Raw genomic sequence first — 15,618 nt, forward strand, 5'->3', positions numbered from 1 at the left:
CTTATCGCTTCATCCCGGACATCATGGCTTTGACTTTCATCAACAAGAAGGCGTCGCCCGACGGCGCGCCGCCCGCCCGTCCGGCGGGCTGGCGCGGCCGGGTCGCCGCCTGGGCGCGCGGCCCCACTCTCGCGCGCGACATCTCGATCGTGCTGGCGTTCAAGCTCATCCTGCTCGTCGCGCTCAAGTACGCATTCTTCAACCATCCGCAGGCAGAGCACATGTCATTGCCGCCTGCCGTCGTCGCCGCGCAATTGCTGTCGGCAACGCCATCCGCACCCTCTGAGGGAGACCGCCATGATAAGTAGCGAAGTCGTCGATCTGTCGCGTCTGCAGTTCGGCATCACAGCGCTCTACCATTTCCTGTTCGTTCCGCTGACGCTCGGCATGTCGTGGCTGCTCGTCATCATGGAAGCCGTCTATGTGATGACGGGCAAGCAGGTCTACAAGGACATGACCCAGTTCTGGGGCAAGCTCTTCGGGATCAACTTCGCGATGGGCGTGACCACGGGGATCACGCTCGAATTCCAGTTCGGCACGAACTGGTCGTACTACTCGCACTACGTCGGCGACATCTTCGGCGTGCCGCTCGCCGTCGAAGGGCTGATGGCGTTCTTCCTCGAATCGACGTTCGTCGGCCTGTTCTTCTTCGGCTGGAACCGTCTGTCGAAGGTCCAGCACCTTGTCGTCACGTTCCTCGTCGCGCTCGGCTCGAACCTGTCCGCGCTGTGGATCCTCGTCGCGAACGGCTGGATGAACAATCCGGTCGGCGCCGAGTTCAACTACCAGACGATGCGCATGGAGCTCTCGAACCTGTTCGACGTGCTCTTCAACCCGGTCGCGCAGGTGAAGTTCGTGCACACGGTGTCGGCGGGCTACGTGACGGCCTCGATGTTCGTGCTCGGCGTGTCCGCGTGGTATCTGCTGAAAAAGCGCGACACCGACTTCGCACTGCGCTCGTTCGCGGTTGCCGCGGGCTTCGGCCTCGCGTCGACGCTCTGCGTGATCGTGCTCGGCGACGAATCCGGCTATACGACGGGCGAAGTGCAGAAGATGAAGCTCGCCGCGATCGAATCCGAATGGGAAACGCAGCCCGCGCCCGCGTCGTTCACGCTGATCGGCCTGCCGAACCAGGAGGCGGAGCGCACCGATTACGCGATCAAGATCCCGTATGCGCTCGGCCTCATCGTGACGCGCTCGATCAGCGAGCCGGTGGTCGGCCTGCGCGATCTCGCGAAGCGCAGCGAAGAGCACATCCAGAGCGGGATGATCGCGTACGGCGCACTGCAGAAGCTGAAGGCGGGCGATACGAGCGCCGAGACGAAGGCGACGTTCGATCAGCACAAGCAGTATCTCGGCTACGGCCTGATGCTCAAGCAGTTCACGCAGAACGTGACCGACGCGACGCCGGATCAGATCAAGGCCGCGGCGAAGCAGACGATCCCGCCCGTCGCGCCCGTGTTCTTCTCGTTCCGGATCATGGTGTTCCTCGGCTTCCTGTTCCTCGCGACCTTCATCGCCGCGTTCTGGTTCTGCGCGCGCCGCCAGTTGCTGCAGGACAACCGCCGCTGGTTCCTGCGCTATGCGGTGTGGGCGATTCCGCTGCCGTGGCTCGCCGCCGAATTCGGCTGGGTCGTCGCCGAACTGGGCCGCCAGCCGTGGACGATCGCGGGCATTCTGCCGACGCATCTGTCCGCGTCGAGCCTCACGGCCACCGATCTGTACCTGAGCCTCGCGGGCTTCATCCTGTTCTACACGACGCTCTTCATCATCGAGATCACGCTGATGTTCAAGTACGCGCGGCTCGGCCCGTCGTCGCTGCACACCGGCCGCTATCACCACGAACAGGCCGGGCGGCCGCTCGAGAAGGCCGTCGCCGGCACGGTCGCGTGACGGCCCCGGCACCCTCGAATTCGCACAAGGAATCGCCATGGACTATGCAACTCTGAAAGTGATCTGGTGGCTGCTCGTCGGGATACTGCTCGTCGGCTTCGCGCTGACGGACGGCTTCGATATGGGCGTGGCCGCGCTCCTGCCGTTCCTCGGCAAGACCGACGACGAGCGCCGCATCATCGTCAACACGGTCGGCGCGACCTGGGAAGGCAACCAGGTCTGGCTCATCACCGCGGGCGGCGCGATGTTCGCCGCGTGGCCGCTCGTCTATGCGGCGTCGTTCTCGGGCTTCTACTTCGCGATGCTGCTCGTGCTGTTCGCGCTGTTCTTCCGGCCCGTCGGCTTCGACTACCGCAGCAAGCGCGACGATCCGCGCTGGCGCACGAGCTGGGACTGGGCGCTCTTCGCGGGCGGCTTCGTGCCCGCGCTCGTGTTCGGCGTCGCGTTCGGCAACCTGCTGCAAGGCGTGCCGTTTGCGTTCGACACCGACATGCGCGTCACCTATCACGGCAGCTTCTGGGCGCTGCTCAATCCGTTCGCGCTGCTCTGCGGGCTCGTGAGCCTGACGATGCTCGTCGCGCACGGCGCCGCGTTCGTCAAGATGAAAACCGACGGCACGATCGCAAAGCGCGCATCGATCGCGCTGCGCGTGTCGTCGCTCGTCGCCGTGGTGCTGTTCGTGCTCGCGGGCGCGCTGATCGCTTCGTTCATCGACGGCTTTCAGATCACGCAGGCGGCCCCCGTCGATACCGTCGCGAATCCGCTCCTCAAGCAGGTTTCCGCGGCGCCGGGCGTCTGGCTCGTGAACTACGGCCTGTATCCGTGGATGATCGCCGCGCCCGTCGTCGGCATCGCGGGCGGCGTGCTCGCGATGCTGCTCGCCGGCTCGAAGCGCGAGAAGACCGCATTCATCTGCACGGGCCTGATGATCACCGGCGTGATTCTGACGGCGGGCTTCTCGATGTTCCCGTTCATCATGCCGTCGTCGCTCGATCCGAAGAGCAGCCTGACGGTCTGGGATTCGACGTCGAGCCAGTTGACGCTCGAAGTGATGCTCGCCGCGGTGATCGTGTTCCTGCCGATCGTCCTGCTCTACACCGGCTGGGTGTATCGCGTGCTGCGCGGCAAGGTGACGCCGAGCGCGCTCGAGGAAAACCGGCACTCGATGTATTGATGTCCGGCCGGCCGCCGCGTGCGCCGCACCGCGAGGCCGGCCCTTTCGCACGATTTTCGCAAGTTTCGAAGGAGTCGGATCATGTGGTACTTCAGTTGGATTCTCGGCATCGGCGTCGCGCTCGCGTTCGGCATCATCAATGCGATGTGGCTCGAAGCGCGGCAGAAGCGCGACGCGTAGCGCCTGGCGCGTGGTGCGCCGAGAGCGGCTTGTGTCGTGCCGGGCGCGCGCGACGCGATGTGGCGCGGCGGCGGATGGTGCGGGCAATCGCCGCGCGTTCGTTCCCGATACGGCCCCCGCCTTTCGCTGGGGTTTTTCTTTGATGCCTCGCGGATTTCCGCGGGATAGCCGTTTGCGATTCACTTTCGATGCGGGCGGGAGAGGCTCGAGCGGCCGTTGCATGTCGACAGCCGCCCACCGCATCACGAGCGCCCCCCCAGAAACGAATCGCGCGGCTGGCGTTATCGACAGCCTTCCGACACCATCCCGCCTCAGCCGTCCGTCGAGATCGTGACGGCCTCCCACGCACGGATCTCATTCTCCAACGCCGACAGCTTGCCCCGCACGAGCCCGAGCGCATCGGTGCCCAGCAGGAGATGCGCGGGCGGGCAGTCCGCATCGATCGCCGCAAGCATCGCACGCGCGGCGTTCCTCGGATCTCCCGGCTGCTTGCCGCTTTTTTCCTCACGCGCTTTGCGCACAGGGTCGAAGATGTCGTCGTAGTCCGGAATCGAGCGGGGCGTTCGCGTCATCGAGCGGCCGGCCCAGTCGGTGCGGAACGACCCCGGCGCCACGGCCGTCACGGCAATGCCGAAAGGCTTGACCTCCTTGCCCAAGGCTCCGGAAGGGCCTTCGAGCGCGAACTTGCTTGCGCAGTAATACGCGATTCCCGGCATGGTGATGTGGCCGCCCATCGACGTGATGTTCAGAATGCGCCCACGCCGGCGGTCGCGCATGAAGGGCAATACGGCCTTCATCATCGCGGCCGCGCCGAAGACGTTTACGTCGAACTGTCGACGCATCTCCGACAAAGGCGATTCTTCCATGATGCCCTCGTGGCCATAGCCGGCATTGTTGACCAGCACGTCGATAGGTCCCACGTCCGCTTCGATCGCCGACACGACGCCGTCGATGGCGTCGAACTCAGTCACATCGAGGACGCGTCCAAATGCGGCATGCGCGGACAGCGATGCGAAATCGCGCAATGCCTGCCCGCTTCTCACGGTACCGACCACCCTGTGGCCGACCGCCAGCGCTTCCTGCGCGAGCGCCCAGCCGAAGCCGCTGCTGACATGAGAAGCACGCGCGCAACCCCGCGCCATCCCGAGCTGTCGTCGCGAAGCCGGAAGCGCATGGTCTCTCTGCTGCTCAGCCTGGCGCCGGACGAGGGCTACAACTTGACGGCGCTGCCGAGCGTGCGCGTCCTGCGCTCGAACCGGGCGTTGTCGCGCACGCCGGTTCTGTACGATCCCGGGATCGTGATCGTCTGCCAGGGCCGCAAGCGCGGTTACTTCGGTGACCAGCTCTATCTGTACGACGAGCGCCACTATCTGGCATGCGCGCCGAAGCGCATGGAAGCGCCCCGCAGCATGACCTCCACGCCGTTGGATGATGCGATGCAAACGTCGGTGTTGCGCTTTCTCGAAGCCATGCATCGGCCGCTCGAAGCCGCCGTGTTGGGCCAAGGGTTGCTGCGCGAACTGTACTTTCGCGTGCTGACCGGGGCCCAGGGCGGCTCGATGCGCGAGGCTCTGGCGATGCGAGGGCAGTTCGGCAGAATAGGCCGATCGCTACGCCTCATCCACGCCGCCTATGCGCAGCCGCTCGACGTGCCCCGGCTTGCTGAGGAAGCGGGGATGAGCATCCCGAGCTTTCACAGCCACTTCAAGGCGATCACGCAGGTCTCACCGATGCAATACGTGAAGTCGACGCGTCTGCATCAGGCTCGACTGCTGATGTTGCGTCACGACCTGACCGCCGAGGCGGCGGGCCACGCCGTGGGTTATACGAGCGCGTCCCAGTTCACGAGGGAGTTCAAGCGACTCTTTGACCTGACACCCGCCGCAGAGGCGAAACGCATGCGCGAGAGCTTCGCCATTCCCGAGGCGTTCGACGGCGCGACGTATGTGTCGTCGCACTAAGCTTCGCGCGTCTCTTTCGTCGAGCGTGTCATCGGGCAACACGCTTGCGCTCGGCGCTCGGCGTTGGCCGTGCGCTTCGGCCAGCGACGATTTCGTCCCGGCTGGCGATCGCGCCGGCGCGATGCGTTCGCGCCCGGACACATCGCGCTCGGGCGGTCTTTCCGTAGCGCCGGCGCGCGTCGTTTTCGACCACGTCCCGGCTTCGGTCCCCTTCCTTGACGCGCCGCTCGCCGCGCACGCATCCCGGCTTCGCCGACGCCGGGCGCGCTCGGCCGCCGCGTTCGCGCATTCGCATTCGACCTCACCGCGCGCCCCGCTCGCCACACGATTTAATCCAGCCCTTTTTGAACGATCAAATGCCAATTCGATTCCAAATTGATACCACTTGAACACCAATCGAAGGTTTCATAAGATCTTTCACACACGGCCGCTCAGCGGCCGCATCCACGTCGGTGGAGGAGACATGAAGGAACCCCATTGGGTCCGCTTGGTTCGTCCGGCCCGCGCGGCCGGGCTTGTCGCTTCTCGCCCGGCCGGCGCGCGGAGCTTGCAGCCGCGCCGGCCGGCCATGATCGGCGCAGGCCGTCCGTGGGCGGCCGGTTCCGCGAATCCCGCGCGCCACGTTGCGCGAGCCGCCGCTCGTGCCGACATGCACGCCGACATTCCGGCCACGGCCTGCGCCAACATTTCGGTCGACATTCCGGCCAGCGCGCCGGCCGATATCCGGTTCGACGCGCGGCGCGCCGCCGCGCCCAAGGCGACCGGCGCCATCGCAAATGCCGTCCCCCCTTCCTCGTCCGCGCGGCGGCGCTGATGAATCCGTCCGCGCCCACGCGCACGCGCCGCCGCCCCGACCGGCACGATCGCCCGGAACCCGACCCGTGACGCGCGCTCGCGCGTGCGGCCCCGCTTCGCCCCTCCCTTCCCGCGCGCGGCTCCCGAGCCTTCCCCGCAGCTTCCTTGAAAGACCCGATCGCAGCGACGTATTTCCCCGGCGTCGTATCGCCGATTTTTGCCAAGGAACCCCCATGAACCGAATCTCGCATTCCCTGTGCGCCGCGTTATTGGCCGCGACGGCGCTATTGCCGGCGGCCTCGCGCGCGCAACCGCCCGCGCGAGCCACGACCGGCGCGGCCGTGACCGCGACAGCCGCCGCCGCTCCCCCCGCGTCCGCGCCCGCCACGCCCGCCGAGCTCGCCGCACTGCTCGCGAACGGCCTCGCGGTGCGCGTCGCCGTCGACAACAATCACGCGGCGTCCGCCGGCGTGCCGTGCGCCGATCTCGGCGCGGACTGGGCAAGCTGCGCGACGGGCCGCCTGATCCTGCAGAATCGCGGCCACCCGCCCCTCACCGACGGCGGCTGGAAGCTCTATCTGCACAGCATCCGCCGGCTGCTCAGGATCGACCGCCCCGGCTTCACGCTGCGCCATCTGACGGGCGATCTGTACGAGCTGACGCCGCAGCCGGGCACGGTGCGGCTCGCGCAGGGCGAGCGGATCGAGTTGCCATTCGTCGCCGAATACTGGCTGCGCCGCTACAGCGACGTGATCCCCCGCCCGTACGTGGTCGTCGACGGCGCGGCGCCCGCAGTGCTCCGCTACGACGATACCGACGACGAGCTGCGCTACGTCGAAACGCTGCCCGCCGACGCGCAGAACAACTCGCCCGGCAATGCGCCGCCCGCTGCCGCGCAGCCGGTCGCGAACCGCGCGCTGCCGAGCGTGAAGAGGCAGCGCACGCTGTCCGGCGCGCTCGATCTGCGCGGCGTCGAGCTGACGCTGCCGGAGTTGCCTTCCGCGCAGGTCGCCGCGCTGCGCGACCGCGCGGGCACGCTCGGCCTCGACGGCGCGCGCGTGCCCGTGTGGGGCGCCGTCGCGCCGCGCCGGCTGCCCGCCGACATCGCGGTGCCAGGCGGCTACCGGCTCGCGATTGGCCCGCGCGGCGCGTTCATCGAGGGTTACGATCGCGCGGGCCTCTACTACGGCGTGCAGACGCTCTTCTCGCTCGTGCCGGCGGGCGGCGCGACGGTGCCCGCGATGCTGATCGAAGACGCGCCGCGCTTCACGCATCGCGGGATGCACGTCGACCTCGCGCGCAACTTCAAGCCGCCCGCGACGCTGCGCCGGCTGATCGACCAGATGAGCGCATACAAGCTCAACCGGCTGCATCTGCACCTGTCCGACGACGAGGGCTGGCGCATCGAGATTCCCGGCCTGCCGGAGCTGACCGACGTCGGCGCGCGCCGCTGCCACGATCCGGGCGAGACGCGCTGCCTGCTGCCGCAGCTCGGCTCCGGTCCGGACAACCGCTCGGGCGGCGGCTATCTGACGCGCGACGATTACGTCGCGCTGCTGCGCTACGCGGCCGAGCGCTTCGTCGAAGTGATCCCCGAGATCGACATGCCCGCGCACTCGCGCGCGGCCGTCGTGTCGATGGAGGCGCGCTATCGCCGCCTGCATGCGGCGGGGCGAGAGCAGGAAGCGAACGCGTACCGCCTGCTCGATCCGCAGGACACGTCGAACCTGCTGACCGTGCAGTTCTACGACCGGCGCAGCGATCTGAACCCGTGCATGCCGGGCGCGCTGAACTTCGCGTCGAAGGTGATCCGCGAGATCGCGTCGATGCACGCGGACGCGCAAGCGCCGCTGCGGATCTGGCACTTCGGCGGCGACGAGGCGAAGAACATCCTGCTCGGCGCGGGCTTCCAGCCGCTCGACGGCGCCGATCCCGGCAAGGGCCGCGTCGATCTTGCCGCGCAGGACAAGCCGTGGGCGCGCTCGCCCGCCTGTACGGCGCTGCTTCGGCGCGGCGAGATCAAATCGATCGACGAGCTGCCGACGCGCTTCGCGAAGCAGGTCAGCGCCGTCGTCAACGCGAACGGAATCGGCACGATGGCCGCATGGCAGGACGGCATCAAGCACGCGAGCGGGCCGCAGGATTTCAGCACGCGCAGCGTGATGGTGTCGCTGTGGGACACGATCTTCTGGGGCGCGTCCGACAGCGCGCGCGATCTGAGCGCGAAGGGCTACCGGACCGTGCTCGCGCTGCCCGACTACCTGTACTTCGATTTTCCGTACACGCGCAATCCGCGCGAGCGCGGCTACTACTGGGGCTCGCAGGCGACGGACGAGTACAAGGTGTTCTCGCTCGCGCCGGAGAACCTGCCGCAGAACGCCGAGGTATTCGGCGATCGCGACGGCAACCCGTTCGAGGTGACGAGCGCGGGCGCGGCGCCGAGCATCGAGGGCATACAGGGGCAGGCGTGGGGCGAGGTGATGCGCAACGGGCCACTGCTCGAATATATGGTGTATCCGCGCCTGCTCGCGCTCGCCGAACGCGCGTGGCACAAGGCCGACTGGGAACTGCCCTACGCGGCCGGCGTGCGCTACAGGCTCGGCGACACGCATCATGTCGACACGGCCGCGCTCGAGCGCGACTGGGCGGGCTTCGCGACGCTGCTCAAGCAGCGCGAGCTGCCGAAGCTCGAGCGCGCGGGCATCGGCTATCGCAAGCCGACGTTCACGCTGACGGGCGAATGACGGGCGGCCGGGCGATGCGCTGCGTGCGCGTCGCCCGGCTCGTCGTTCGTCGTTCGTCACGCAAAGACAACTCGCGCCAACCACCCCACACCGAAGAAAAAACGGCTCGCGAATATCGCAAGCCGTTTGCCGCATTGCCCGATCGAAGCCGAACCCGCATCGCGGATTCGGCCGCCCCGCCGTCGCGTCAGGCGGGCTGCGCCGCCGCGCCGCCGTCCGACGAAGGCAGACGCGCCGCGAGCTGCTGCGCATAGCGCGGCGCCGACGGGCCGCAGACGATGTGGAACGTGTCGCTCGCGACCCACGCGACGTCGAGCGTCGCGAGGCGCTGGCGATCGACCGCCGACGGATCGCGCACGACGACGCGCAGGCGCGTCGCCGCGACCGCATCGAGCGACGCCACGTTCGTCGCGCCGCCGAACACCGCGAGCCAGCGCGTCGGTTCCGGATCGAGCGGGCCCGCCTGCGCGCCCGCCGCCGTTGCGGCAGCGGCCGGCGCAGCCGTTGCAGTTGCCGTTGCCGGAAATGACGTCGCGCCGCTGCCGAGCGTCGAGCGGATCTCGTCGGCGATGAGGTCCGCCTCCGGCCCGATGATCACCTGCACGCTGCTGCCGCCGCGCTTCAACACGCCGCGCGCGCCGATCGTGCGCAGATCCGCTTCGGACACCTTGTCCGGATCGACGACGGACAGCCGCAGCCGCGTCGTGCACGCATCGACGACCGACAGGTTCGCCGCGCCGCCGAGCGCCGCGATGTAGCGCTGCGCGCGCGGCACCGAAGCGCCCGCCGTCGGCGCGACGAAGCCGCCCGACGCGAACGACTGCGCCTGCGCGTCGGCGCCCGCCGGTTCGCGGCCCGGCGTCGCCATGTTGAACTTGCGGATGAAGAAGCGGAAGAGGCCGTAGTAGGCGACGCCATACGCGAGGCCGAGCGGGATGGCGATCCAGCCCTTCGTCGACAGCCCGTAGTTCAGCACGTAGTCGATCGCGCCCGCCGAGAACGTGAAGCCGAGCTTCACGCCGAGCAACTGGCAGATCGCGAGCGAGAGCCCCGTCAGCACCGCGTGGATCACGTAGAGCACGGGCGCGAGGAACATGAAGCTGAACTCGATCGGCTCGGTCACGCCCGTCAGGAACGACGTGAGCGCCATCGAGAACAGCAGGCCGCCGACGATCGCGCGGCGCTCCTTCGGCGCCTCGTGAAACATCGCGAGACACGCGGCCGGCAGGCCGAACATCATGATCGGGAAGAAGCCCGCCATGAAGCCGCCCGCGGCCGGATCGCCCGCGAAGAAGCGATGCAGGTCACCCGTCACCGCCGCGCCGCCCGACGCCGGCGTGAACGTGCCGAACACGAACCAGACGAGCGAATTGATGATGTGGTGCAAGCCCGTGACGAGCAGCAGGCGGTTCAGGAACCCGTAGACGAACGTGCCGATCGCGCCTGCCGTCAGCAGCCACTGGCCGATCGCGTCGATCGCGTGCTGGACCGGCTGCCATGCGTAGCCGAACACGACCCCGAGCACGACGCACGCGAGCCCCGTGATGATCGGCACGAAGCGCTTGCCGCCGAAGAACGCGAGGTAGTCGGGCAGCTTGATGTCCTTGTAGCGGTTGTACAGGAGCCCCGCGACGACGCCCGCGATGATCCCGGACAGCACGCCCATGTTCAGCTTCGGATCGATGTCCTTCATGATCGCGACTTCGATCAGGTAGCCGATCGCGCCCGCGAGCGCCGCGACGCCGTTGTTGTCCTTCGCGAAGCCCACCGCGACGCCGATCGCGAACAGCAGCGGCAGGTTGTCGAAGATCGCGCCGCCCGCGTCGGCGATCATCTTGATGTTGAGCACGTCCTGCTGCCCGAGGCGCAGCAGGATGCCCGCCACCGGCAGCACCGCGATCGGCAGCATCAGCGCCCTGCCGAGGCTCTGTATTTTCAGAAACGGATTCCCGTCCATTCGATCCTCCAATCCTTTATCGTGTCTCGTCGTTGAATAGTTGATCAGGTCTCTTCGATTGAAACGTGCTTGAAACGCGCGCGATTCGCCGGACGACGGACGTGCGTCATTCCGCCGGCCAGATCTCGCGGCTTGCTGCCCTCACCGCCTGCGCCGATTCGAGCGCGAGCAGGTCTTGCGCGCGCTGGCGGCACAACTGGTAATCGAGATGGCGCACCTGCGCCTTGATGCCCGGCACCGACACCGGGTCCACCGACAATTCCGTCACGCCGAGGCCGACGAGCACCGGCACCGCCACCGGATCGCCGCCGAGCGCGCCGCACACGCCGACCCACTTGCCATGCTTGCCGGCGCCGCGCACGGTCGCGTCGACGAGCCGCAGCACGGCCGGATGCAGGCCGTCCGCCTGCGCGGCGAGATCCGCCTGGCAGCGGTCCATCGCGAGCGTGTATTGCGTAAGGTCGTTCGTGCCGATCGACAGGAAATCCGCGTGCTTCGCGAGTTGATCCGCGAGGAGCGCGGCCGACGGCACCTCGATCATCACGCCGACTTCGACGGGCTGCTCGCGGCCCATCGCGCGCGCAAAATCGTCGATGCGCTTCCTGATCCGCACGAGCTCTCCGACGTCCGTCACCATCGGCAGCAGGATTCGCACCGAGCCGTACGGCTTCACCGAAAGGAGGCCCTGCAACTGATCGTCGAGCAGATCGGGGCGCACCTGCGCGAGACGGATCCCGCGCAGGCCGAGCGCCGGGTTCGGCTCGGGCGGCAGCGTCAGGTAATCGACTTCCTTGTCCGCGCCGACGTCGAGCGTGCGGATGATCGCGGTGCGCCCTTGCAGCGCGTCGACGATCGATTGATAGCTCTGCCGATGCTCGGACGTCGTCGGCGCCGCCTGCCGGTGGATGAACATCAGCTCGGTGCGCAGCAGGCCGACCGCGTCGGCGCCGTTGTCGACCGCGACGCGCGCGTCGTCGAGCGTCGCGATGTTCGCGGCGACCTCGATCCTGTGGCCGTCGCGCGTCACCGCCGCTTCGCCCGACATCCGCCGGTTCGCCTCGCGCACGCCGGCAAGACGCTGCCGCTCGTGGCGCGCGCGCTCGACGTCGAGCGCGGTCGGCGCGTACTCGAGGCGGCCCGCGCTCGCGTCGACGACGACCTGCGTGCGCTGCGGAATCGCATACAGCGCGTCGCCGACCGCGACGAGCGACGGAATGCCGAGCTGGCGCGCGATGATCGCCGCATGCGAGGTCGCGCCGCCGCGCGCCATCACGAGCGCCGTCACGCGCTCGCGATCGAGCGACGCAAGATCGGACGGCGTGAACTCCTCCGCCGCGAGCACCGCCTCGGCCGGCAACTCGCGCGCAGTCGCGCTCGCGTAGCCGAGCGCGCGCAGCACGCGCTTGTCGATGTCGCGCAGATCGGCCGCGCGCTCGGCGAGGAGCGCGTCGTCGACGTCGGCGAGCACAGCCGTCTGCGCGCGGATCGTCTCGCGCCACGCGTAGCCCGCGCTCTTGCCGAGGCTGATCAGGTCGCGCGCGGCGTCGACGAGCGCCGGGTCCTCGAGCAGCACGCGGTGCACGGCGAAGATGCCGGCTTCGCCGATCGCGCCGCGCTTCGACGCTTCGCGCACCGTCGTCTCGAGCTGCGCGTCGACTTCGGCGAGCGCGCGGTCGAGCAGCCGGCTCTCGGCCGCGGGCGTGCCGCTCGCGAACTCGGGCGGCGCGATGTCCGCGTCGTCCCAGCGCACGAGCGCGCCGAGCGCGATGCCGGGCGCCGCGCACACGCCCGCGAGCGTGTTCGGATCGAGCGGCGCGTGGCCACCGCTCGCGATGACGGGGGCGGGCGACACGACGCGCGCCGGCTTCTCCTCGGCTTCGCCGTGCGCTTCGCGCAGCAGCTCGTGCGCGACGAGCTCGACCGCCTTCGCCGCGTCGCGGCCCGTGGCGACGAGCTCGATCGTCGCGTGCTCGCCCGCGCCGAGGCCAAGCAGCCCGACGACGCTCTGCAGCGCCGCCTTGCGCCCTTCGAAATGCACGTCGACGTGCGCGTCGAGCCCGCGCGCCGCTTCGCGCGCGCGCGCGGCCGGCCGCGCGTGCAGGCCGCCCGGCTGCGTGAGCGTGATCGACTTGCGCGCTTCGGCGGCGGGGCCTGCGGAGCCTGCCGCCGAACCCGCGCTTGCCGCCGCGCCGCGCGCGCGCAGCGTGAGCAGCGGCGTCTCGCCCGCCTTCGCGACGCCCGCGCCCGCGCGCCCGACGACTTCGAACGCATCCGAATTCGCGATCGCGATCACCGATACGAGGCTGTGCGCGGCGCGCGCGATCGCGTCCTGATCGAACTCGATCAGCAGATCGCCCGCCGAAACGCGCGCGCCTTCGGCGATCTTCGCCGAGAAGCCGAGCCCGTTCAGCTCGACCGTGTCGATGCCGATGTGCAGCAGGATCTCCGCGCCGCCGTCGGCCGCGACCGTCACCGCGTGGCCCGTGCGCGCGACGTGCGACACGACGCCCGCGCACGGCGCGAGCAGCCGACCCTCGAGCGGATCGATGCCGATGCCGTCGCCGAACATGCCGCCCGAGAACACGGGGTCGGGCACGTCGGCGAGCGGCACGACGGGCCCCGTCAGCGGAGCGACCAGCACGATCTGGTCGTGGGATGCTTGTTGCTTCAACTGTGACTCCTCGGCACGTCTCATGGCTGTCTCGTCTCGTCGGTGATCGTCAGATCGTCAGTGTGTTTCGGTGACTTTGTGCAGATGGCGCGGCGCATCGGGATCGCGGCCGCGCGCGAGCGCGAGCCCGGCCGCCATCACGTAGAACGACAGGATCGCGGCGATCGGATCGAGCGCCGCATGCGCGGTGCGCGCGAGCGGCAGCGTCGCATCGGGCGTGCCCGCCGGCGCGGCGAGCAGCACGCGCGCGCCGCGCGCGCGCATGTCGCGCGCGAGCTGCAGCAGGCCCTCCTGTTCCGGCCCGGGCGGCGCGAACACGAGGAGCGGATAGTCGCGGTCGATCAGTTCCATCGGGCCGTGCCGCACTTCGGCGCTCGAGAACGCCTCGGCCTGGATGCCCGAGGTCTCCTTCAGCTTGAGCGCCGCCTCCTGCGCAATCGCGAGGCCGAGCCCGCGGCCGATCACGATCATCCGCTCGACGTCGCACAGCTCGTCGACGGCGCCCGACCAGTCGAGCCGGCCCGCCTCGTCGAGCGAGTCGGGCAGGCCGCGCAGCGCGGACACGAGCGCGGCGTCGCGCTGCCAGAACGCGACGAGCTGCGCGGCGAGCGACAGCATCGCGATATAGCTCTTCGTCGCGGCGACCGACAGCTCGGGGCCGGCGAGGAGCGGCAACGGGTGCTCGCACGCGTGCGCGAGCGGCGACGGCAGCACGTTGACGGCCGCCACCGTCAGCGCGCCCGCGTCGCGCAGCGCGGCCATCGTGTTGACGAGATCCGGGCTCTTGCCCGATTGCGAGAACGCGAGCGCGAGCTGGCCCCGCACTTTCAGCGGCGCCTGCTGCAGCGTCGCGACCGACATCGGCAGCGACGCGACGGGCACGCCGAGGCGGCTCATCGTCAGGCTCGCGAAGTAGCTCGCCGCGTGATCGGAGCTGCCGCGCGCGACAGTGAGCGCGACCTGCGGCGTGTGCGCCGCGAGGTGGAGCGCGAGCGTCTCGACGCGGCGCGTGTCCGCAAGCTGCGCGGCGACGACTCGCGCCGACTCGCGCGCCTCGTTAAGCATATTCGACAATCGATTCTCCTTCGACGAAGGTTGCGGCCAGATTCAGTTCGCGATCGAACACGACGACGTCGGCCCACGCGCCGCGCGCGATGCGGCCGCGATCGGCGAGCCCGAGGTAGTCGGCCGCGTAGCGCGACATCCGGTTCGACACGTCGGCGATCGGCAGGCCGAGCGACACGAGATTGCGCAGCGCCTGATCCATCGTCAGCGTGCTGCCGGCGAGCGTGCCGTCGGCAAGACGCACGCCGCCCAGGCACTTCGTCACGCGCTGGCTGCCGAGCCGGTATTCGCCGTCGGGCATGCCGGTGGCCGACGTGCTGTCGGTCACCACGTACAGGCGCGGAATCGCGCGCAGCGCCGCGCGGATCGCGCCCGGATGCACGTGCAGGAGGTCCGGGATGATCTCCGCGTATTCGGCGTGCGCGAGCGCCGCGCCGACGATGCCGGGATTGCGGTGATGCAGCGGCGACATCGCGTTGAACAGGTGCGTGAAGCCGCAGGCGCCGTGCTTGAGCGCGGCGACCGCGTCGTCGTACGTGCCGAGCGAATGGCCGAGCTGCACGCGCACGCCGCGCGCGGCCATCTCCGAGATGATCTCGACGTGCCCGGAAATCTCCGGCGCGAGCGTGACGACGCGGATCGGCGCGATCGACAGGTACTTCAGCACCTCGTCGAGCACCGCGGACACCGCCGCGTCCGGCTGCGCGCCGAGCTTGCCGGGATTGATGTACGGGCCTTCGAGATGCACGCCGAGCACGCGCGAGCCGCCCGGCGTGCGCGTGCGCGCGACGTCGCCCAGGTTCGCGACGACGCGCATCAGCTCGTCGCGCGGCGCGGTCATCGTCGTCGCGAGCAGGCTCGTCGTGCCGTAGCGCGCATGCGTGCGCGCGATCGTCTCGATCGCGTCGCCGCCCTCCATCACGTCCGCGCCGCCCGCGCCGTGCACGTGCAGGTCGATGAAGCCGGGCAGGATGTAGGGCGCATCGTTCTTCGACGGGTCCGTCGCGTCGCCCGACAGCGCCGTGATCCGGCCGTTCTCGAATTCGAGCGTGCCGTGAATCCAGCCTTCGGCGGTCAGTATGTTTCCGGTCAGCATGACGTTCTCTGATATCTGGTGATGCGTATGGGGTCGGTACCGCTTGCTGCTTGCGAGAGGGCTTGCCAGTCGTCCGGGCTGC

The 15,618-nt window shown here is 69.0% G+C and carries 12 protein-coding genes; 7 read left to right on the top strand and 5 right to left on the bottom strand.

Features of this window, described 5'->3' with window-relative positions; translation table 11 throughout:
* Positions 1-23 precede the first annotated feature (23 nt).
* The 4 genes from cydP (at position 24) to cydX (ending at position 3,247) form a co-directional block, all read left to right on the top strand.
* Positions 24-308 carry a cytochrome oxidase putative small subunit CydP gene (gene cydP / locus AQ610_RS16265; protein ID WP_006024467.1) on the top strand — a complete coding sequence of 95 codons (285 nt, stop codon included), beginning with the start codon at positions 24-26 and terminating at the stop codon, positions 306-308.
* A complete protein-coding gene (locus AQ610_RS16270; RefSeq protein ID WP_006024466.1) occupies positions 298-1,893 on the top strand; it encodes a cytochrome ubiquinol oxidase subunit I in 1,596 nt (531 codons plus the stop codon). The genes cydP and AQ610_RS16270 overlap by 11 nt, the downstream gene beginning before the upstream one ends.
* Before the next feature lie 37 nt (positions 1,894-1,930).
* Entirely contained in the window at positions 1,931-3,067 is a 1,137-nt protein-coding gene (gene cydB / locus AQ610_RS16275) for a cytochrome d ubiquinol oxidase subunit II (protein ID WP_006024465.1), read from the top strand.
* Between the two features lie 81 nt (positions 3,068-3,148).
* Positions 3,149-3,247 carry a cytochrome bd-I oxidase subunit CydX gene (cydX, locus tag AQ610_RS16280; protein ID WP_004550904.1) on the top strand — a complete coding sequence of 33 codons (99 nt, stop codon included), beginning with the start codon at positions 3,149-3,151 and terminating at the stop codon, positions 3,245-3,247.
* A gap of 311 nt (positions 3,248-3,558) precedes the next feature.
* On the opposite strand, the gene AQ610_RS16285 is transcribed toward cydX, so the two are convergent.
* A complete protein-coding gene (locus AQ610_RS16285) occupies positions 3,559-4,389 on the bottom strand; it encodes an oxidoreductase (RefSeq protein ID WP_006024461.1) in 831 nt (276 codons plus the stop codon).
* Between AQ610_RS16285 and AQ610_RS16290 the strand changes: the two genes are divergently transcribed.
* From AQ610_RS16290 to AQ610_RS16295, 3 genes are all read left to right on the top strand, one after another.
* Positions 4,360-5,208 carry an AraC family transcriptional regulator gene (locus AQ610_RS16290; protein WP_010676299.1) on the top strand — a complete coding sequence of 283 codons (849 nt, stop codon included), beginning with the start codon at positions 4,360-4,362 and terminating at the stop codon, positions 5,206-5,208. The genes AQ610_RS16285 and AQ610_RS16290 overlap by 30 nt on opposite strands.
* A gap of 463 nt (positions 5,209-5,671) precedes the next feature.
* Positions 5,672-6,022 carry a hypothetical protein gene (locus tag AQ610_RS33870; RefSeq protein WP_080594882.1) on the top strand — a complete coding sequence of 117 codons (351 nt, stop codon included), beginning with the start codon at positions 5,672-5,674 and terminating at the stop codon, positions 6,020-6,022.
* Positions 6,023-6,236: 214 nt separating this feature from the next.
* Positions 6,237-8,747 (top strand): beta-N-acetylhexosaminidase, encoded by a 2,511-nt coding sequence (locus AQ610_RS16295; protein ID WP_043281986.1) that lies wholly within the window; start codon positions 6,237-6,239, stop codon positions 8,745-8,747.
* A 187-nt stretch (positions 8,748-8,934) separates the two neighbouring features.
* Here the strand turns inward: AQ610_RS16295 and nagE are convergent, their stop codons facing one another.
* The 4 genes from nagE to nagA form a co-directional block, all read right to left on the bottom strand.
* Positions 8,935-10,704, bottom strand: a complete 1,770-nt coding sequence (nagE, locus tag AQ610_RS16300; protein ID WP_010676297.1) for an N-acetylglucosamine-specific PTS transporter subunit IIBC — start codon at positions 10,702-10,704, stop codon at positions 8,935-8,937.
* 106 nt (positions 10,705-10,810) lie between these two features.
* Positions 10,811-13,375 (bottom strand): phosphoenolpyruvate--protein phosphotransferase, encoded by a 2,565-nt coding sequence (gene ptsP / locus AQ610_RS16305; protein WP_006024456.1) that lies wholly within the window; start codon positions 13,373-13,375, stop codon positions 10,811-10,813.
* A 57-nt stretch (positions 13,376-13,432) separates the two neighbouring features.
* Positions 13,433-14,440 carry an SIS domain-containing protein gene (locus tag AQ610_RS16310; RefSeq protein ID WP_006024455.1) on the bottom strand — a complete coding sequence of 336 codons (1,008 nt, stop codon included), beginning with the start codon at positions 14,438-14,440 and terminating at the stop codon, positions 13,433-13,435.
* The gene (gene nagA, locus AQ610_RS16315; protein WP_006024454.1) at positions 14,433-15,536 is read right to left on the bottom strand and encodes an N-acetylglucosamine-6-phosphate deacetylase; all 1,104 of its coding nucleotides are present in this window, start codon (positions 15,534-15,536) and stop codon (positions 14,433-14,435) included. Before nagA ends, AQ610_RS16310 begins: the two co-directional genes overlap by 8 nt.
* Between the last annotated feature and the right edge of the window lie 82 nt (positions 15,537-15,618).

The organism is Burkholderia humptydooensis, from assembly GCF_001513745.1.
In the GTDB taxonomy this organism is placed as follows: domain Bacteria; phylum Pseudomonadota; class Gammaproteobacteria; order Burkholderiales; family Burkholderiaceae; genus Burkholderia; species Burkholderia humptydooensis.